This window comes from Rhodococcus sp. 06-470-2 (genome assembly GCF_002258235.1).
GTDB lineage: Bacteria > Actinomycetota > Actinomycetes > Mycobacteriales > Mycobacteriaceae > Rhodococcoides.
On record NZ_NOYB01000041.1, the window covers coordinates 1 to 18332 of the forward strand.

Annotated in this window: 19 protein-coding genes; 7 read left to right on the plus strand and 12 right to left on the minus strand. The window is 65.7% G+C overall.

Annotated elements, in window-relative coordinates; translation table 11 throughout:
• Window positions 1-165: CbtA family protein (locus CH276_RS23365; protein ID WP_141214775.1), on the plus strand; the 165-nt coding region annotated here is incomplete at its 5' end.
• A 205-nt stretch (window positions 166-370) separates the two neighbouring features.
• On the opposite strand, the gene CH276_RS23370 is transcribed toward CH276_RS23365, so the two are convergent.
• Window positions 371-703 (minus strand): metallopeptidase family protein, encoded by a 333-nt coding sequence (locus CH276_RS23370; protein WP_082073870.1) that lies wholly within the window; start codon window positions 701-703, stop codon window positions 371-373.
• A gap of 13 nt (window positions 704-716) precedes the next feature.
• On the minus strand, window positions 717-1802 hold the full coding sequence (locus CH276_RS23375) for a septum formation family protein (RefSeq protein ID WP_094631856.1): 1086 nt from the start codon (window positions 1800-1802) through the stop codon (window positions 717-719).
• A gap of 34 nt (window positions 1803-1836) precedes the next feature.
• On the opposite strand from CH276_RS23375, the gene CH276_RS23380 reads away from it, so the two are divergent.
• Entirely contained in the window at window positions 1837-2229 is a 393-nt protein-coding gene (locus CH276_RS23380) for an ankyrin repeat domain-containing protein (protein WP_094631857.1), read from the plus strand.
• 11 nt (window positions 2230-2240) lie between these two features.
• Window positions 2241-3494, plus strand: coding sequence for a serine--tRNA ligase (gene serS, locus CH276_RS23385; RefSeq protein WP_032396455.1), 1254 nt, complete (start codon window positions 2241-2243; stop codon window positions 3492-3494).
• 384 nt (window positions 3495-3878) lie between these two features.
• Here serS and CH276_RS23390 read toward each other — a convergent pair whose 3' ends face one another.
• Window positions 3879-4748, minus strand: coding sequence for a hypothetical protein (locus CH276_RS23390; RefSeq protein ID WP_032396454.1), 870 nt, complete (start codon window positions 4746-4748; stop codon window positions 3879-3881).
• Window positions 4749-4834: 86 nt separating this feature from the next.
• On the opposite strand from CH276_RS23390, the gene CH276_RS23395 reads away from it, so the two are divergent.
• Together CH276_RS23395 and CH276_RS23400 are read left to right on the plus strand one after the other, a co-directional pair.
• The gene (locus CH276_RS23395) at window positions 4835-5575 is read left to right on the plus strand and encodes a lysophospholipid acyltransferase family protein (protein WP_094631858.1); all 741 of its coding nucleotides are present in this window, start codon (window positions 4835-4837) and stop codon (window positions 5573-5575) included.
• 9 nt (window positions 5576-5584) lie between these two features.
• A complete protein-coding gene (locus CH276_RS23400; protein ID WP_094631859.1) occupies window positions 5585-6070 on the plus strand; it encodes a GNAT family N-acetyltransferase in 486 nt (161 codons plus the stop codon).
• Here CH276_RS23400 and CH276_RS23405 read toward each other — a convergent pair whose 3' ends face one another.
• The gene (locus CH276_RS23405) at window positions 6071-7522 is read right to left on the minus strand and encodes a sensor histidine kinase (protein WP_094631860.1); all 1452 of its coding nucleotides are present in this window, start codon (window positions 7520-7522) and stop codon (window positions 6071-6073) included.
• Window positions 7519-8202, minus strand: a complete 684-nt coding sequence (locus tag CH276_RS23410; RefSeq protein ID WP_217901431.1) for a response regulator transcription factor — start codon at window positions 8200-8202, stop codon at window positions 7519-7521. The genes CH276_RS23405 and CH276_RS23410 overlap by 4 nt, the downstream gene beginning before the upstream one ends.
• A gap of 128 nt (window positions 8203-8330) precedes the next feature.
• On the opposite strand from CH276_RS23410, the gene CH276_RS28275 reads away from it, so the two are divergent.
• Window positions 8331-8978, plus strand: coding sequence for a hypothetical protein (locus CH276_RS28275; RefSeq protein ID WP_141214776.1), 648 nt, complete (start codon window positions 8331-8333; stop codon window positions 8976-8978).
• 73 nt (window positions 8979-9051) lie between these two features.
• On the opposite strand, the gene CH276_RS23420 is transcribed toward CH276_RS28275, so the two are convergent.
• The 6 genes from CH276_RS23420 to CH276_RS23445 form a co-directional block, all read right to left on the minus strand.
• The gene (locus tag CH276_RS23420) at window positions 9052-10479 is read right to left on the minus strand and encodes an HNH endonuclease signature motif containing protein (RefSeq protein WP_094631863.1); all 1428 of its coding nucleotides are present in this window, start codon (window positions 10477-10479) and stop codon (window positions 9052-9054) included.
• Between the two features lie 179 nt (window positions 10480-10658).
• Window positions 10659-11255: a DinB family protein gene (locus CH276_RS23425; RefSeq protein ID WP_441344245.1), complete on the minus strand. Its 597-nt coding sequence runs from the start codon at window positions 11253-11255 to the stop codon at window positions 10659-10661.
• 5 nt (window positions 11256-11260) lie between these two features.
• Window positions 11261-12004 carry a CPBP family intramembrane glutamic endopeptidase gene (locus CH276_RS23430; RefSeq protein ID WP_094631864.1) on the minus strand — a complete coding sequence of 248 codons (744 nt, stop codon included), beginning with the start codon at window positions 12002-12004 and terminating at the stop codon, window positions 11261-11263.
• Between the two features lie 19 nt (window positions 12005-12023).
• A complete protein-coding gene (locus tag CH276_RS23435) occupies window positions 12024-13295 on the minus strand; it encodes a YhgE/Pip domain-containing protein (protein WP_094631865.1) in 1272 nt (423 codons plus the stop codon).
• Window positions 13296-13447: 152 nt separating this feature from the next.
• Complete coding sequence (msrA, locus tag CH276_RS23440) at window positions 13448-13960, minus strand: peptide-methionine (S)-S-oxide reductase MsrA (RefSeq protein WP_094631866.1); 513 nt, start codon at window positions 13958-13960, stop codon at window positions 13448-13450.
• 57 nt (window positions 13961-14017) lie between these two features.
• On the minus strand, window positions 14018-15049 hold the full coding sequence (locus tag CH276_RS23445; RefSeq protein WP_094631867.1) for an NADP-dependent oxidoreductase: 1032 nt from the start codon (window positions 15047-15049) through the stop codon (window positions 14018-14020).
• A 60-nt stretch (window positions 15050-15109) separates the two neighbouring features.
• Between CH276_RS23445 and CH276_RS23450 the strand changes: the two genes are divergently transcribed.
• Window positions 15110-15946, plus strand: a complete 837-nt coding sequence (locus CH276_RS23450; RefSeq protein ID WP_045197985.1) for a Cof-type HAD-IIB family hydrolase — start codon at window positions 15110-15112, stop codon at window positions 15944-15946.
• Window positions 15947-16034: 88 nt separating this feature from the next.
• On the opposite strand, the gene CH276_RS23455 is transcribed toward CH276_RS23450, so the two are convergent.
• A complete protein-coding gene (locus CH276_RS23455; protein WP_094631868.1) occupies window positions 16035-18206 on the minus strand; it encodes an N-acetylmuramoyl-L-alanine amidase in 2172 nt (723 codons plus the stop codon).
• Between the last annotated feature and the right edge of the window lie 126 nt (window positions 18207-18332).

Genomic DNA, 18332 nt, shown 5'->3' on the forward strand with positions numbered 1-18332 from the left:
GGTGTGAACGAGGTCGGCTCGGACTTCCCCGCCACCCTGCTCTGGGAATTCCGACTGTCGTCCCTGGCCACCCAGGCGACCCTGTGGCTGACTCTGGGACTGGCATTCGCGTTCCTCACCGACCGCGCAGTACGCCCGATCCGCCGCGAGGCCGTCACGGCGTAGCCCGGTTCTGCGTCAATGGACCATTGCACCGCTCAGACGTGTGCAAAGTGCCATTGACGCAGTGTGGCCGGCCCGGTCGGCCGGGGTGAATGGACCATTGCACCGCTCAGACGTATGCAATGGTCCATTCACGCGTCCGGGGGTGAGCGATCCGGGGGTGAGCGGTGCGAGGGTGAGCGGTCCGGGTGAGGGGGAGTGAGTGAGCTCAGCCGAATCCGAGTTGATGCAGTCGCTCGTCGTCGATGCCGAAGTGATGTCCGATTTCGTGGGCGACGGTGATTGCAATTTCCCGTCGGGCCTCGTTTTCGTCGTCGACCATCTCGAGGATCGGTTTGCGGTAGATGGTGATGACGTCCGGTAGGTGGCCGCTGTACTCGTAGCGTTCGGTCAGCGCGATGCCCTCGTACAGTCCGAGGATGTCCTCGGTGGGGTGTTCCTCCTCGACGAGAACCACCACGTTGTTCATGAAGTCGGTGAGTTCGCGCGGCAGGGTGTCGAGTGCGTCGGACACGGCTTCCTCGAAGTCGACACGCGTCATGTGGGTGGGAATGTCACCCTCCGGTGGTGATCGGGGCGGCACCGGGCAGTGGTGTCGGCAATGCGCGGCCGTCGGGAGCGGAGGGCGGCGGGACGGGAGCTGCACCGTTGATGAGGATGTCGCCCTTGGCGGTACCGACGATGGTCGCGAAGCCGCCGGAATCGAGTTCCTTGCCCACCGAGCACGTCACCTGCCTGCTACCGGCGAGCCAACTTGCGACATCGATGGTGTCCCAGAACAGGGTGAGCGTCTTGTCTCGCAGTGCGGTGTCCGAGCCGAGGTAGCCGTTGACGGCGTCGGTGCACGTGGCTTCCAGGTATGCGTCCTGGTCGGCCTCGGACGGGTGTCCGCCGGGGAACTGCTGCGTCAGGTTGATCACCGACGCCACCTCGTACGCGTGCGGTGCCGAGCAGTCCACCGGATCGGCAGGCACGTTCTGGTTGATGCCGACGCAGGTGCCGGTCGGCCAGACCTTCGATTGGTCCTGGTCGAGAATCGAGCCGGTCATCTCCATCAGCGCACCGGTGTTCGACGGCATCTGCACTCCGCAGCGCAATGTCCGCTCACCCTTGGCCCATCCGGCCTGGCTGGGGAACATCAGCCCGACGCCGAAGCGTCCGTTGGGATCGAACTTGGCTCCGACGTAGTCGTCGACGGCGGCCTCGCAGTGTTCGTCGCGCAGTTCGCTGAACCGGATGGAACCGGGATACGGCGACCCCGGACCGAACTCGACGCCGGGGTAGACGGCTATGTCGATGTCGCGAGCCACCTCGAAGCGATGGGGATCGGCGCAGGGAACTTCGGCGAGATCCTGTCGGTCCGTCTCCGGATCGTCGGTGGGCGTCCACTGCAGGCATGCGCCCGGATCGGCGGCACCGAAGGACGACGCCGAAACGGGGCCATCGGTCGCAGGCCCACCGGCCGTCGCATGGGTGGTGATCTTCTCGGGCGTCGAGAACCCGTCGGAGAGAAAAACCGTCGCGCCCGCGGCCAGCACCGCACCGACCGCAACCATGGCCAGCCCGCGTCGAGCTGTGGTTGCAGACAGTGTTCGCCGAGACTTCTCGCTCGGCGGAGAGTCTGTTTCGTATCCGGACATCACCCTCCATCATGCCCGAGTATGTTCGGTCCTCATGAGCGACCCAACAGGTGACGACGACCTCAGCGAGCTCGCCGGCCGACTGTTCGCGATGGCCCGCACCGGTGACGCGGCCGCTCTGGCGAGTTACGTCGACGCAGGCGTTCCGGTGAATCTGCACAACGAATCAGGTGACACGCTGGTCATGCTCGCCGCGTACCACGGGCACGCCGATGCGGTGCGTGCGCTGGTCGAGCGCGGTGCCGATGTGAACAAGCCCAACGACAAAGGGCAGACCCCACTCGCGGGCGCGGTCTTCAAAGGTGAGGACGACGTGGTGCGCGTGCTCGTCGACGGCGGAGCCGATCCACACGGCGGTCACCCGTCGGCAATCGATGCCGCCACGATGTTCGGACGCGAGGACTACCTGGGGTTGCTCGGCAAGTAAGGTTCGTTCTCGTGATCGACCTGAAATTCCTTCGCGAGAATCCCGATGCAGTGCGCGCCTCGCAGCGCACCCGAGGCGAGGACCCCGCTCTCGTCGACGCGCTTCTCGATGCCGACGCCTCCCGCCGCGCTGCGGTGCTGGCGGGCGATCAGCTGCGCGCCGAGCAGAAAGCGTTGGGAAAGCAGGTAGGCAAGGCTTCCGCCGAGGACCGTCCCGCGCTGCTCGCCGGAGCGTCGGAGCTCGCTGCCAGAGTGAAGGCGGCTCAGGTCGCCGAAACCGAGGCCGACGCAGCCCTCGACACGGCCCATCGCGCGATCTCGAACATCGTCCAGGACGGCACGCCCGCAGGCGGCGAGGACGACTTCGTGCTGCTCGAGACCGTCGGGCAGATCCCGGAGTTCGATTTCGAGCCCAAGGATCACCTCGAGCTCGGCGAGTCACTGAACCTCATCGACATGGAACGCGGAGCCAAGGTCTCGGGTTCGCGCTTCTATTTCATGACCGGCTACGGCGCGCTGCTGCAGCAGGGATTGCTGCAGCTCGCCGCGCAGAAAGCCGTCAAGAACGGCTTCACCATGATGATCCCGCCGGTGCTGGTGCGGCCGGAGATCATGTCGGGAACCGGATTCCTCGGCGCACACGCAGACGAGATCTACCGCCTCGAAGCCGACGACCTCTACCTCGTCGGCACCTCCGAAGTAGCCCTCGCGGGCTACCACTCGGGCGAGATCATCGACCTCGCCGACGGCCCGAAACGGTACGCGGGATGGTCGTCGTGCTTCCGCCGCGAAGCGGGCAGCTACGGCAAGGACACCCGCGGCATCATCCGAGTGCACCAGTTCGACAAGATCGAGATGTTCTCCTACATCAAGCCCGAGGACGCAGCCGCCGAACACCAGAAGCTGCTGGAATACGAGAAGGAAATGCTCGCCGCCGTCGAGGTGCCCTACCGCGTCATCGACACCGCAGGCGGAGACCTCGGCTCCTCGGCAGCTCGTAAGTTCGACTGCGAGGCCTGGATTCCCACCCAGCAGGCCTACCGCGAGCTGACCTCGACCTCGAACTGCACGACGTTCCAGGCCCGACGCCTCGGCGTGCGCTACCGCGACGAGAACGGCAAGCCCCAGACCGCGGCGACACTCAACGGCACCCTCGCCACCACCCGCTGGATCGTCGCGATCCTCGAAAACCACCAGCAGGCCGACGGCACCGTCCGCGTCCCCGAGGCTCTGGTGCCCTTCGTCGGAACGGATGTTCTGCGCTAGTCGGGTCGTTCCGCAGGCTCCACTCCTGCGCTAGTTGGGTCGTTCCGCAGGCTCCACTCCTGCGCTAGCTGGGTCGTTCCGCAGGCTCCACTCCTGCGCTAGTTGGGTCGTTCCGCAGGCTCCACTCCTGCGCTAGTTGGGTCGTTCCGCAGGCTCCACTCCTGCGCTAGTTGGGTCGTTCCGCAGGCTCCACTCCTGCGCTAGTTGGGTCGTTCCGCAGGCTCCACTCCTGCGCTAGTTGGGTCGTTCCGCAGGCTCCACTCCTGCGCTAGTTGGGTCGTTCCGCAGGCTCCACTCCTGCGCTAGTTGGGTCGTTCCGCAGGCTCCACTCCTGCGCTAGTTGGGTCGTTCCGCAGGCTCCACTCCTGCGCTAGTCCGGTCGGCTCAGGCGATATCGCCGATGCAGTAGCCCTCGCCGCCGATGGCCAGTACGAACGTGCGGTTCTGGTACACCCCGGACGCGTCGATGATGTCTGCGTTGACCTGGGTGTAGATGCCGTTCTGCCCGGTGACGAACACGCTGTCGGGGTCGAACGAGGTGATGCCGGGCAGGATGTCGGGATTGTCCACCAGTGGCGGGGCAGTGGGAACGCCGGTCCCGAGCGCATCCCAGGTCCGACGGCCGTCGCACACGATCGGGTACGTCTCTTCCACATCGCCGAGGTTGACCGGAGTCCCGGCGAGACGTCCCAGGTAGCGATCGACGGTGTAGACCGCGTCTGCCGCGTCGAACACGGGGGCGGTGCCGGTGGGGTAGACCGTGGGGCACGCGTAGCCGGACGCGATCTCACTGCGCTTCACGCTGACCGTTGCGGTGGGCCCGGTCCAGGTGACCGCGTACTGGCCGTCGACGCCGGGGGCGGCAACGGCAGCGAGGATCGCTGCGGGGTCGACGTACATCGTCGGAATGTCGGTGGGCGGAACCGTCCAGCACCGCACCGTGACGACGCCGATTCCGCCGCCGGTGAGGTCGCCCACGAACGGACGCAGCGCCATCGCGGCGTCGGGGTTTCCGGGAACCTCGCCGACGGGTGGGCCGGGCGGGATCGGTGGGGGCGTCGCGGTGGTCGCGGAGGCTGTGGTCGGAGTTGTCGTCGACGCCGCTGTCTCGGTGGTGGTGCTCGAGGCTCCGGACTGTTCGGACGGCAGTCCGACTGCGGAATCACAGGCTCCCACCAGCGCGAGCGTTGCGATCAGCGGCAGCGCGGTCCGGACGACCCTGGTCCGCCGTGGTGGTGCCGCACTGTTCTTCACGTCGTCTCTCCCCCGTTGCTTTCGACCGGACCTGTCATCTCCCGGACCTTTTCTCCGACATCGTCCACCGACTACGCTAACGGACTGTGGAACCCGTCTATCGATCAGTCATCGGCATCGCTCGTGCAGTGTTCGCGTTCGAGGGCCTGAAATTCGACGTCGAGGGCGAGGAACACATCCCTGCCACCGGCGGAGCCGTCATCGCCGTCAACCACACCGGATACATGGACTTCACCTACGCCGGGCTACCGCCACGACGGGTGAAGCGCTACATCCGATTCATGGCGAAGAAGGAAGTCTTCGACAACAAGATCTCCGGCCCGATCATGCGTGCACTGCGGCACATCCCCGTCGATCGAGGGGCCGGTGCGGAGTCGTACAAGTCGGCGGTCCAGAGCCTGCGCAACGGTGAACTCGTGGGCGTGTACCCGGAGGCGACCATCAGCCGCAGCTTCGAGATCAAGGAATTCAAGTCCGGCGCGGCGCGCATGGCCATCGAGGCAGGCGTGCCGATCATCCCGACGGTCATCTGGGGCGCACAGCGCGTGTGGACCAAGGGATACCCGAAACGGTTGGGCCGCACCAACACTCCTATCTCGATCGCCGTCGGTGAACCGCTACCGCCCGTTGGTCCGCCGAACGAACTGACCGAGAAGCTGCGCACGGTGATGCAGAAGATGCTGCTCGAACTTCAGGAGAACTATCACCACGAGGCAGGGGCCTACTGGGTGCCTGCGCGATTGGGCGGCAGCGCACCGACCCTCGAAGAGGCAGACAAGCTCGATGCCCAGGACCTCGCCGCGCGTGCGGCCAAGCGGGCCGAATAGAGCCACGCGATGAACCTCCGTGGTGAACGGGTCGTGTTGCGGCCCGTCACCACCGAGGATGTGCCGGAGCTACGCCGAATACTGCACACCCCCGAGGTGTACGCGCGATGGGGCGACGAGGACGCCGACGAGAACTGGCCGTTCGACAACCCCGACGAGAAGCGTCTGGTCGTCGAATTGGACGGCGCACCAGTGGGATTGATTCAGTACGGCGAAGAGACCGATCCGATGTACCGGCACGCGACGATCGATATCTTCCTCGACCCGGCAGTACACGGCCGCGGCGTCGGAAAGGATGCCGTGGGCACGCTGGTGCGGTACCTGACCGCCGAACTGGGGCATCATCGTGTGGTGATCGACCCCGCTGCCGACAACGCGGCAGCGATAGCCTGTTACAGCGCAGTCGGATTCGAGCCGGTCGGGATCATGCGTCGATACGAGAAGGGCCCGAGCGGCTGGCACGACAGCCTGTTGATGGACTTGATCGTCGAGTAGCTATCGGTGGTTCGCCGGAGTGGAGCCCGCGGAACGACCCGTAGGGCCAGGAAGTGTCAGTCGGAACCGCGCACCGGTAGGCCCTGCGGCACAGACGAGTTCACCGGCGTGAGCGCGCGCCAGCGTGCGCGCTATGGACAACCCGAGTCCGACGCCGCCGGAGGAACGGTCACGCGCAGCGTTCAACCGAACGAGCCGCTCGAAGATGCGCTCACGATCGGCTTCGGCGACACCGGGACCGTCGTCGTCGACGGTGACGAACGCCTGTGACTCGGTTCCTGTCGTCACTCGGACGCTACCGCCCGGCGGCGTGAAGCGAGCGGCATTGTCGAGTACGTTCGACAGAACCTGCTCGATGCGGCCGACGTCCACCCTGACCGGCACCGGTTGCGAGGCGTCGACCTCGAACCGGACCTGCGGGGACAGCAGTGCAGCACGCTCGACGGTGCGTCGAACCACGTCGGCGAGATCCGCGTCGGACAACTCCAGCTCCGAAGTGTTCTCTGCACGAACGGAATCGAGCATGTCGCCCACCAGACGCGAGGCCCTGGCGGACTCGCCGACCAGCAAGTCGCTCCACCTGCCGACCCGATCGGGGCGGTGCTCCGCGTCGCGCTGCAACGACTGGGCCAGCGCCGAGATCCCGGCCACCGGTGTGCGCAGTTCGTGTGCCGCGTCGGCCAGGAATCGGCGCATGTCCTCCTCTGCCCGACGCGCCGACTGGGCTGCCGCAGCTTCCTTGCGCTCGGCATCCTCGAGGGCGTCGAGCATCTCGTCGACGGCCGATGCGGTGCGGCCCAGGTCGGTCTTCGGCTTGGACGGCAGTAGCCGTCGCCCTCTGTCGCCGTTGGTGATTCGGCGTGCGACCGACGTCATCGAGTCCAGGGGGGACAAGGCGCGCCTGACCGCGTAGATCAATGCGGCGGCGGCCAGTAGCAGAGTGACTGCACCGGCACCCACCATGAGAATGCGCAATTGTCGGCGCACATCTGCGATCGCGGTGGTGTCGCCGAGCAGTGACAGCGTCGATCCATCGGGCAGGGGCTCGGTGATTTCCAACGAATCCGACGGCGGGGCAGGAGGATCGGGTGGACCGGGAGGGCTGGGAGCCTTCGACAGGCCGGCGGGCGGAGCCGGGGTCGCGGGCCTGATATCCGGGCCGGGCGGTCCGCTGCCGGGTACGCCGTACACCGTGCCGTCCGCGGCGGTGACGCGAACCCGGATGGCGTCGCCCTGCAACGCCTGCACCAGATCGCCGGGCCCGACGCCGCTGTCCACCAGCTCGACCGCACGGGATGCCCTGTCGGTCAACCGGGCCTCCAGATCACGCCGAAGCTGTTGACCGAGAACGACATCCACCGACGACCCGACGATCACCAGCAATATTGCGAACAGCACGACGACGGTGGCGACCACGCGGGTACGCAACGAGGGCGTGGGTGTGCGGTTCACTGCGGGGCCCGCAGAGCGTAACCGAGGCCGCGGACAGTGTGGATCAACCGTGGCCCATGGGCTTCCATCTTGCGACGCAACGCACTGACATGCACCTCCACCAGATTGCCGTCGTACGCGCCGTAGCCCCAGACCGATTCGAGGATGGACGTTTTCGAGACCGTGCGACCGCGTTGCGCGACGAGGAAGGTCGCCAACCGGAGTTCGGTGGCCGTCAGGTCGAGGACGTGACCGGCGCGCGTGACGACCCCCGCGGATTCGTCCACCAATAGATCGCCCACTTGGATTGCGTCCGAGGATCTGCCGCGTCTACGCAGCACCGATCTCGCTCGCGCGACCACCTCGTCGAGCTGAAACGGCTTGACCACGTAGTCGTCTGCGCCGTCGCTCAATCCGCGCAGGCGGTCCTCCAACTGATCCTTCGCGGTGACCATGATGATTCCTGCATCGCTGCTCTGGCGGACGACGTCGATCAACGCGAACCCGTCCCGCGCGCCGGGCAGCATGACGTCGAGAATCACGACATCGGGGCGAAAGCCTGCCATCGTGGTGTCGAAGTCGTCACCGTCGGGCAAGGACGCAGCGGTGAATCCCGCGTCCTCGAACGCGGCGACCAGCGCCTCTCGGATAGGTAGCGAGTCCTCAACCACCATCACCCGGGGAGCGGAACTGTATGTCATGCCTCGATTGTCACCCACCAGCTGAAGTGATCCTGAAGATGCGGCCGGCTTCAGGGTGACTTCAGCTAGCGGCGGCAGGGTCGATGACAGACCGAAACGAACGACAAAGACTCGAACAAGGAGTGAACGTGAACGATCAGACTCAACCGATCCCCGCCGCATCGAACCCGGAGCCAGTCCCCGGCAACGCGGTTCGAGAGACCCAACCGAAGCGGTGGAAGGGACGGGTGCCGATGGTGGCGACGGCCGCAGCGGGACTCGCAGTAGGAGCGCTGGTGGCGTCGGCAGTCTTCGCTGCCACCGGTCCGGACGTCTCACCCGGAGTATCCACGGTGGCGTCGTCGTCGACCCTCGGGGAGCGAACCGACGGCGGCGGCGGGTCGGATGTCCCTGCGGTGCCGGCCGCACCGGATTCCGGAGACGGATCGACGGTGCCCGCCGTTCCGACACCGCCAGGATCTGCGGACGGCGCAACTCCTCCGGCACCGGCGGACGGGGCAACTCCGCCTGCACCGCCCGCCGGGGGTCCGGGCAAGGGTGGGCCGGGTGGACCAGCTGAAGGTGGGCCAGCTGAGGGTGGCCCGGGCAAGGGTGGACCGGCTCCTCTGTGCGCTCCGGAAAACGGCGCGACGCCGCCTGCGCCTCCGGCCGAGGGTGACGGTGCGACGCCGCCTGCTCCGCCCACACCGGGTGCTGAGGGTGACGGTGTGACGCCGCCTGCTCCGGCCGATGGCGCGACTCCTCCCGCTCCGCCGGCAGCTCCCTCGGGTTCCTGAACCAACCTCTTCCAGCCCCGCACCGTGTTCTCGGTGCGGGGCTGGATTGTTTCTGCGGTTCGTGTGGGCAGGCTCAGGCGATGTGGGGGCCTGCTCGGGCGTGGGATGGTCTGGGTTGTCGGTACGGGTCGACGGTGGCGGGTGGTACGAACCAGGGGTGGTTGTCGGTGCCGATGAATACTTCCCAGTCACTGTGGTGGAGGAGTCGGTGGTGGAATCCGCACAGTAGGACGAGGTTGTTCATGTCGGTGGGTCCGCCGTCGCCCCAGTGCCGGATGTGGTGTCCTTCGGTCCAGGCGGCGGGTTTGCCGCAGCCGGGGAAAGCGCAACCGTGATCGCGGGCGATGAGGGCTTTGCGTTGTTTGGCGGTGACGGTGCGTGCGGTGCGGGCGAGGTTGATCGGGGAACCCGTCTCGTCCATGACGATGGCGGTGAGCAGGCAATCGCAGGCGAGTTGCCGGGAGGTGTTGCGGGACAGTGGTCCCATCCAGGGGAGCCACCCGACGGTGGTGCCGTCGCCGAACAGGTCCCTGTATGCGCCGCGATCCGTTGCACGGCGGTCACTGCCACTGCCACTGCCACTGCCGTTGTCCGGCTCGGTTGGTGCGTCGTCGATGATGGGGCTACCGGTGTTGATGTCGACCGGATCGCCTGCTTCTGTGTCGGATTCGGCTGCAGCGCGCGTGGTTTCGTCGTCGGCGATGTCGTCTGCGTCGGCACTGTCGCGAAGGTCGGCGAGATCGCGCAGGCTGATGTGCAGGTTCAGGTGCGGGCGTTCACCGCCTTCGATGGGTCGATCACTGGAGGCGAGGTACTGGTCGAGGATGTGTCCGAAGGCGTCGGCTCGTCGCTTGGCGGGGCTGCGGTCGTCTCCGGTTTTGGGTGTCTCGTCGCCGTCGGCAGCGGGGCGGGGTTCGGTCAGCGGTGAGAGTGCGGTGAGCAGCTTTTCTCCGGTGATCGCATCGAAGTCTCCCTTGAGTACCAGCCGGCCGTTGAGGGTCTTGGAGGCGAAGAATTCGTTGCGGTCGGTGTCCTCGGGAGGTGGCTTTTTGCCGCCGAATCTGTCGTTGAGGTTGGTGATGGCTTCGCGGATCCGGCCGGTGCGTGCGTCGGGCCCGGTCGCGGCGGCGATCATCGCTTTCCGCGCTATGTCCTGGCCTTTCTGCGGGAGGTTCTTCGGTGGGGTTTCGGCGAAGGTGAGGATCAACGCGGCGTGATCGACGGACATGACTCCTGCGTTCACGGCGTCGGCGATGTCGGGGAAGTTCTTCAGTCCGCGGGCGAGGGCAACGATCTTGGTGGCCTTGGACGGTGAGAGCAGGGTGGTGGAGGTGAGCCAGCCTGCGGGGCCGGGGAAGCCGAGCTTCTCCCGGCTCACGCGGGTGTCGATCTCGGCGACGAGAGCGATCCGCCGGGCTTCGAGCAGCTGGATCTGGTGGGAGACCACAGCAGACTCGGCGAGGAGTTCTGCCTCGCTCAGTTGCCAGATCGCGGTGGTCATGCCATGAAGTGTATCGAACGTGCGTTCGACTGACAACCATTGTTGAATCGAAAACTGTTGTCCTGCTTAACTATTCGCGGATCCGAACTTGTCGGTACCCCATGGTAGGGGATCGATGAACGCAGATGCACCGAATCTCGGTGGCCGAGCAGTCCGGGGGGGACGATGCTCAAAGCGAATTACTGATCAGCTTCTCGCGCAACACGTTCCAGTTCATCTCGATAGGCCGCCCACCATGCTGCGTCGCCGTCGGTCATGTTTTCGTTCCCCAGTCGCAGCCCGACGGAATCGTCGATGAGTTCGCGCACGATGTCTGCATGCCCGGCATGTCGATTCGTTTCGATGCACACATGCACCAGAACACGGTGCAACGTGACTTCCTGCTTCTCGGCGGGCCAGTGCAGTACGCGTCCGACGGTATCGAGGTCGTTCGATTCGATGGTCTTGTCGGCGTGAAGCCAGGCCTCGCGATACAGGTCGACGATGAACTCGGAGGGTTCATCGGCGGCGGCCCACATATCGGAGTTCGCTTGCGCGACAGCTGATTTTTCCAGTTCGGTGAATCGGGCCGGGAATTCTCGGCCGAAGGTCAGGCCGAAGTAGCCGTACTCGACGATCGCCAGGTGCTTGATCAGACCCAGGAGATTCGTCCCCGTCGGCGTCATCGGCCGTCGTTTCTGGTACTCGGTGAGACCGTCGAGCTTCCATAGCATGTTCTCGCGTGCGATCCGCAGGTACTGGTGCAGCTCGTCTTTCATGCTGGTCGGCTCGCCCATGCTCGTCAGCTCACCGACGCGTGCCAGACCAGAGCGGCAGCCAGCGCGCCGAGTCCGTTCAACGACCAGTGCAGGGCGATAGGGGCGATCAAACTTCCGCTCCGGCTGCGCAGCCACGTGAACACCACACCCGCCGCCGCAGTGGCCACCACGGCCAGCGCTATACCGACTATCTGCCCGAACAGCCCGCCGCCGAGAAACCCGCTCAGCCCCACGTTGCCCGCCGTCAGCCCGAGCGACGACGCGATGTGCCACAGACCGAACAGTAGAGATCCTGCAGCGAACACGCCGCGAGCTCCGTAGATGCGTCCCAGCGTGCCGTGCAGAACCCCGCGGAATGCGAGTTCCTCCGGGATGACGGTCTGCAGCGGAATGACGATCATCGACGCGACGATGGCGGCGGATACGGTTGCGTATCGGTCGGCCATGAAGAACGGCCGAGTCAGCGGCAGCAACGCACCGATCGCGACGGCGGTGAGGACGACCCCGACGGCTCCGAGTGCGTACAGAGATCCGGTCTTCCACTGCTTGGGAGACAGTCCCAGTTCGGCCCACCCCAGACCGCGACGGTTCGCCAGGACGACCAGCAGAACAGCGGCGATCGGAACCGTCGCGACGCTGGCCCACACCGTGGTGAAGTGCGCTATGAGGTTGGTGCCCACGAGTACGAGGACGACGATGGCGACGTCGAGGTAAGCGTGGAAGGCGCGTCGTGGTGCCACGCTCCCGGCCGTGTTCACAGCAAGCATTGGAGCGAGTGTACTGGCGTCAGCTGAGAGCGCCCGGTGAATCGAGGCTCCGGTCGAGGCCTTTGCGGTCGTAGATGCGGGTGAACACCACGCCGAACACGAGCCCGATGAGCAGTCCGAGCGACGTCATCCCCACCGAGTGCAGCAGGCCTGCGTCGAGTGAAGCGTTGAAGTACAGGATCGAGCGGGTGCCGAGGAAGATCTGATGCATCGGCTCGAACTGCGCGAGCCAGGTGAAGAGCCGCGGGCTGGCTTCGAGGGGAATGGTGCCACCCGAGGACGGCAACGCCAGGATGATGAACACGATCAGATTGATCAGCAGTCCTGCCGTGCCGAATGCGGACATCACCGCCAATGCCGTGATGCCGACCGCGGTGATCGCGAACGCGCCGTACATCCACAGGGTCCAGGCGTGGGTGATCGGCATACCGAGCAGATGGCTGATCAGCAGGTAGAGGGCAGAGACGAGCAGGGCCAGGACGACCATCACGAGCCATTTCACGAGCAACGTCCGGAAGCGGTTGATCTGGGTCGGTCCGCGATGGATGTACTTGGGGCCGATCTCCGTCGGCGTGAATCCGAGCAGGCCGTCGACGAGTGCGCTGACGATGGTCGCACCCGTGAACCCCGCCAGGACGAGCAAGAGCGCGTAGTAGAAGGCGGACAGGCCACCGCCGGTGCCGTCGGGCAGAGGATCGTACTGGGCAACGATCACATCGATTGGCTGCGTGAGGGTGAGAGCACTTGCACCGGCGAGCTGAGTCTCGCCGAGCTGTTGGCGTACCTGTTCGGTGATCTGCTGTCCCACAGTTTCATTGACCGACTCGAACGCAGGTGTTGCGACACCGGTCACGAGTGACATTCCGAAACTGCCCGCGCGTGGATTGGTGTAGACCGTAATGATCGGCTTCTCGACGTCCCCGGGAATCACGCTCGCCTGAGCGAGGATTCCCATTCGCTTGGTGAAATCGCTGGGAATGACGATGGAACCGTAGGCCTCGGCCGTCGACAGCAGCGATTGTGCCTGCGCCGGGCCGACTTCCCTGAAATCGACCTTGTCCGGATCGACGTTCTGTAGCAGACCCTCGACGATGTCGTTGCCTATGTTGCGTTGCTCGCCCGCGAGGGTGTCGCCCTCGTCCTGGTTGACGATCGCGATGGGTAGGTCGTGCAGATTGCCCCTGGGGTCGAGCACGCCGCCCAGATACAGCGCGGCGAGAAACGACATCAGGGCCGAGACCACCAGGATGGGCGCGAGCCAGAAACGCGGCGAACGAAGGACGTCGGCCATCGACCGAGGGGTTCTGTCGGAGGTCACCGCATCAGTGTCGCAAGTTCGGCTCCCGTGTGCGCGGTAGTTCGACCCTTGCTACGAGACCGGGATGGAGCCTGCGGGACGACCGCAGGCCCCGCCCGCGCACTCGGGGCGCAGCCGCTGGACCGTCAGGCGTCGGCCCGACGCGGCAGCTTCCACTCCGGGCGCACCCAGTGGCAGGTGTAACCCTCGGGGTACTTCTGCAGGTAGTCCTGGTGCTCGGGCTCGGCTTCCCAGAAATCTCCGGCCGCGGTCACCTCGGTGACGACCTTGCCCGGCCACAGTCCCGACGCGTCGACGTCGGCAATGGTGTCCTCGGCGACGCGCTTCTGCTCGTCGGTGAGGTAGAAGATGGCCGAGCGGTAGCTGGCACCGATGTCGTTGCCCTGACGGTTCTTGGTGGTGGGGTCGTGGATCTGGAAGAAGAACTCGAGCAGATCGCGGTACGTCGTCTGGGTGGGGTCGTAGACGACCTCCAGTCCCTCGGCGTGGTTGCCGTGGTTGCGGTAGGTCGCGTTGGGGACCTCGCCGCCGGTGTAGCCGACGCGGGTGGAGACCACGCCCGGGAGCTTGCGGACGAGCTCTTCGGCTCCCCAGAAGCATCCTCCGGCGAGAATGGCGGTTTCGGTGGCTGCAGACATCGTTGCTCTCCTAGCTCTTTATCGATCGATACGTGGGGTTCAACGAACGAGGCGTCCTCATAATTCCGAATCGTGGGTGCGTTCTCCGACCTCGAGGACCAGTTTGCCGGTGTTGGCTCCGTCGAACAGCAGGTTCAGTGTCGATCCGAAGGCGGGGACGCCGCCGATCTCGATCTGCTCCCGCGCCGTCATCTTGCCGCTGGTGAGCAGTTCGGACAGTGCGTCGATGCCCTCCTGGTAGCGATCGAGGTAGTCGAAGATGATGAAGCCCGTCATCGACGCCCGATTGATCAACAGGGACAGGTAGTGCGACGGGCCGGGTTGCGGATCGGTGGCGTTGTAGCCGGAGATGGCTCCGCACAACACCACTCGCGCTCCCTTGCGCAGCCGTGAGAGGGCCGCGTCGAGGATCTCACCGCCGACGTTGTCGAAATACACGTCGATGCCCTCGGGTGCAGCTGCCTTCAGGCCCTTGTACACCGATTCGTTCTTGTAGTCGATCGCTGCGTCGAAACCCAGTTCCTCGGTGAGCCACGCGCACTTCTCGGGACCACCCGCAATGCCGATCACAGTGGCTCCCTTGGCTTTTGCGATCTGGCCCGCGATGCTGCCCACGGCGCCCGCGGCTCCGGAGATCACCACGGTGTCGCCCTCGGTGAGCTTGCCGACGTCCATCAGGCCGAAGTACGCCGTCAGTCCTGGGAAGCCGAGCGCTCCGAGCCACGTGGGTGCCGGTGCGATGGATTCGTCGACCTTCTGCACCCCCGTGCCGTCCGACAGTGCGTGCTCGGTGACGCCGAACGAGCCCGAAACGATCTCTCCGACAGCATAATCGGGGTGGTGGGATTCCAGCACCCGTCCCACGGCGTGCGCCCGCATCACCTCGCCGATCCCGACGGGCGGTACGTACGAGCGCGCATCGTTGAGCCATCCCCGCATCGCCGGGTCGAGAGAGACGTAGTCGACGGTGACGACGAACTCGCCGTCGCCCGGCGTGGGAATCGGTTCCTCGGTGAGGTTCCACGTCGACTCGTCGGGACGTCCCACCGGGCGCTGAGCCAATCGGATCTGACGGTTCACAGATGTCATCTACCGTTCCTTCCACGTCGAAGACAGGTCACCTCGACACTAGGGCAGAATGACGTCACGATGACCAACGCGCCGAACACCACCCGCCTCGCCCCCCGTCTCGTCGCCAGCGACGTCGACGGCACTCTGCTCGACCAGCACGAGCGTGTCACCGAACGCACCAGGCGTGCCGTGTCGGCCGTCGTCGCCGACGGTGTGCCGTTCGTGCTGTCCACCGGCCGCCCGCCGCGGTGGATCCACCCTGTCGTCGATCAGTTGGGATACGCGCCGATGTCGGTGTGCGCCAACGGAGCGGTCATCTACGACGCCGCCAACGATCGCGTGCTCAGCGCCGAGACGCTCTCGGTGCAGACACTGCAGTGGTTGGCCGACGTCGCCTATCGCGCACTGCCGGGCTGCGGGCTGGCCGCGGAGCGGGTGGGCCGGACGGCACACGACTCGGCCACCCCGCAGTTCGTCAGCTCCCCGGGCTACGAGCACGCCTGGCTGAACCCGGACAACGTCGAGATGACCGAGGACGACGTGGTCGACGTTCCGGCCGTGAAGCTGCTGATTCGTCTTTCCGGCTCCACCAGCGGACACATGGCAGACATCCTGTCCCCGCTGATCTCCGGTCGCGCCGACCTGACGTTCTCCACCGACAACGGACTGATCGAGCTCTCGGCACCGGGAATCACCAAGGCGTCGGGTCTGGCCAAGGTCGCCGAGACCCTGTCGGTGGACGTGAAGGACATCGTGGCCTTCGGCGACATGCCCAACGACGTCCCGATGTTGACGATGGTGGGACTGGGTGTCGCGATGGGTAACGCGCATCCGGCTGCCGTCGCGGCGGCGAACGAGGTGACCGTCACCAACGCAGAGGACGGAGTGGCGCACGTCCTCGAACGCTGGTGGTGACGCGTCGCCACGCTGGGCACGAAGGTGTAGTACCGGAACGCGAAAGGGCCGAGTCACCACGGTGACTCGGCCCTTTCGCTGGTGAATCTCAGCCTGCGGGTGCGGGCTCCGGTGCGGGAGCGGGCACAGGGGCCGGTTCCACCGGTGCTGCAACGGGGTTCTGCATCTCCGCGTTGTAGGTGTCGTTGTACGTCTTGATCACCGTGGTCACGATTCCGGTGAGCTCGTTGAAGATCAGCGAGCCGTTCTCGAAGTCGGTCCGGAGGCCCTCCGGCACCCGGAACTCGTCGGTGAGCGGCAGACCGAGCACGCCGTCGACGCCACCCTGCTGCACGTACTGCTGGAAGATCTTGCCGATGACGGCCACGGCCTGGCCTGCCATGTTGGTGATGATCTCACCGTTGGCGAACTGCGCCTTCTCGCGGCCACCGCTGACCTGCACCAGACCGCTCACCGGTACGCCCAGCGCACCGGTTTCGCCGCCCGAGGACAACCACCTCTGAGCGACGGGACTGGTCGACGCCAGACGCTGCAACTCGGCGACCAGGGCCGGGATGTTCTCGCCCAGAGTGGAACTGACGTCGGTGCCCGGACGGGACGGTGCCGCGTCGGTCACTGCGGTATCGGGAGCTGTGTCGGTCACGTCGGGCGAGACCGGAGTGGCATCTCCGCCGCCGCCGAGGTTCGCCGCAGCGATGTCGCGGATCTCTCCGAGCCGCGCGTATCCGGCGTCACCCGGGCATTCGGTGTTGCCGACGTCGCGGTGACCGAAGATTACCGGCAGGTCGATGCTCTTGCCCTTGCCGACGAACGTGAAATTCGTTCCCTCCGAGGTCATCGTGGTGGTGCCCTTGGGGTCGAGACCGGCCTTGCCGAGTCGCCATCCGAGGAACTTGCCGACCGAATCGATGGTCTCCTGCGAGGGATCCTCGTTGGAGTAGTCGCCCATCATGGCCACACCGACGGTGTTCTCGTTGAACCCGCCCGCGTGGGCACCCTGAACCGGCTTGTCCAGACCGCCCGCGCGGCCCTCGAAGATCTGACCGTACTTGTCGACGATGGCGTTGTACCCGATGTCGCACCAGCCGAGCGTCTGCGCGTGGTACGCGTAGATGGCTCGGACGATTTCGGCCGATTCGGACTTGGAGTAGTCGTTGCTGCCTGCGGTGTGATGCACGGTGGCACCACCGATGAAGTCGTCGATCGTCGGTGTGGCGCAACGGATCGACTCGTCGGCACCCCACTGAGCGCGGGTGATCACGTTCGGGCCTGCGTCACCGGCGACGGGAGTGGCGAGGTCGCTCAGTGCCGAGTCGGCGGGCGACGTGCCGGGGGTGATGAGTACCGCGCTGATGTCGTTCACGGCCGCGGCCAGCTGTTCGGCCGAGCTGTCGGACTCGGGTGCCGGGGCCGCGGGATCGGCCGGAGCCGGATCCTGTTGGCGCAGTGGCTTGCTCGATGACGCCGGGGTGTAGCCCAAGGGCTGTTCCGCGGCAGCGGGAACCTCGGCCGGAGCGCCGGGAGCAGGCAGTTCGACGACCGGAACCTCGGGAACCGGTGCAGTTGCGAAGCTTTCGGGAGCTGCACTGCTCGTCATCGGCGTCAGCAATACCTGCACGGCCTTGGTCAGTCCGACGAAGATCGGTTCGGTGCCCTGCTTTTCCGCAGCGGGAACGGCGTCGCTCGCAGTGGTATCGACCGGCGCGGTTTGCAGCCACGGGCCCCAGGAGCCGTCCTCCAGTTGCCGGCGGATCTGAGCGGAAGCACCGTCGAGCTGCTCGGAGGTCAGGGCCACCATGCTGAACGGGGTGTCCTGCGTGATCTCCTTGACCGCGGCACCGAGTGGCGGACCGGTCGGATCGGCGGCTTCGGGGTTCACCGGTGCAGAGGCGTCCACCCGAGGAATCGGGGCCTGTGCGGTCGCGTTGCCCGGGGCCGGGGTGGTGAGACCCGGGATGTCGGGGATCTCGATCGGCGGGATCACGATGGAATCCGGCAGCGGCAGGTACTTCAGATCGGAGAGCCGCAGATCGGGCAACGGCAGTCCGGTGAGCTCCTGCAGCGGAATCACGATGTCCGGTGCAGCGCTCAGCGCGGTCTCGACGATCTTGGTCGGCACAGTGACGGGGGTTGTCTCGTTGGCCGGTCGAACTCCGGTTGTCGTGCTGTCGGTGAGGCCTGCGACCGCGAAGGGGGTCGCGACGGCCAGTAGTGCGACAGCACCGAGAACGATCGACGGCTTCGTTCGACGGTTCGGCAAGGCGGTACTCCCTGGTTGTTGGTAGGTACGCGTCGTAGGAAGTCTGATTGCTGAACAACATGAATCACATCAGCAACATGAGTCCCATCAGACACAAGGCTAAACCTTAGCTTGACAGTTAGCCAT

Coding starts and splice junctions, on each gene's coding strand:
- CH276_RS23370 (WP_082073870.1), bottom strand. CDS start 703: ATGACGCGTGTCGACTTCGAGGAAGCCGTGTCCGACGCACTCGACACC.
- CH276_RS23375 (WP_094631856.1), bottom strand. CDS start 1,802: ATGTCCGGATACGAAACAGACTCTCCGCCGAGCGAGAAGTCTCGGCGA.
- CH276_RS23380 (WP_094631857.1), top strand. CDS start 1,837: ATGAGCGACCCAACAGGTGACGACGACCTCAGCGAGCTCGCCGGCCGA.
- CH276_RS23400 (WP_094631859.1), top strand. CDS start 5,585: ATGAACCTCCGTGGTGAACGGGTCGTGTTGCGGCCCGTCACCACCGAG.
- CH276_RS23410 (WP_217901431.1), bottom strand. CDS start 8,202: ATGACATACAGTTCCGCTCCCCGGGTGATGGTGGTTGAGGACTCGCTA.
- CH276_RS23420 (WP_094631863.1), bottom strand. CDS start 10,479: ATGACCACCGCGATCTGGCAACTGAGCGAGGCAGAACTCCTCGCCGAG.
- CH276_RS23425 (WP_441344245.1), bottom strand. CDS start 11,255: ATGGGCGAGCCGACCAGCATGAAAGACGAGCTGCACCAGTACCTGCGG.
- CH276_RS23430 (WP_094631864.1), bottom strand. CDS start 12,004: ATGCTTGCTGTGAACACGGCCGGGAGCGTGGCACCACGACGCGCCTTC.
- CH276_RS23435 (WP_094631865.1), bottom strand. CDS start 13,295: ATGGCCGACGTCCTTCGTTCGCCGCGTTTCTGGCTCGCGCCCATCCTG.
- msrA (WP_094631866.1), bottom strand. CDS start 13,960: ATGTCTGCAGCCACCGAAACCGCCATTCTCGCCGGAGGATGCTTCTGG.
- CH276_RS23445 (WP_094631867.1), bottom strand. CDS start 15,049: ATGACATCTGTGAACCGTCAGATCCGATTGGCTCAGCGCCCGGTGGGA.
- CH276_RS23450 (WP_045197985.1), top strand. CDS start 15,110: ATGACCAACGCGCCGAACACCACCCGCCTCGCCCCCCGTCTCGTCGCC.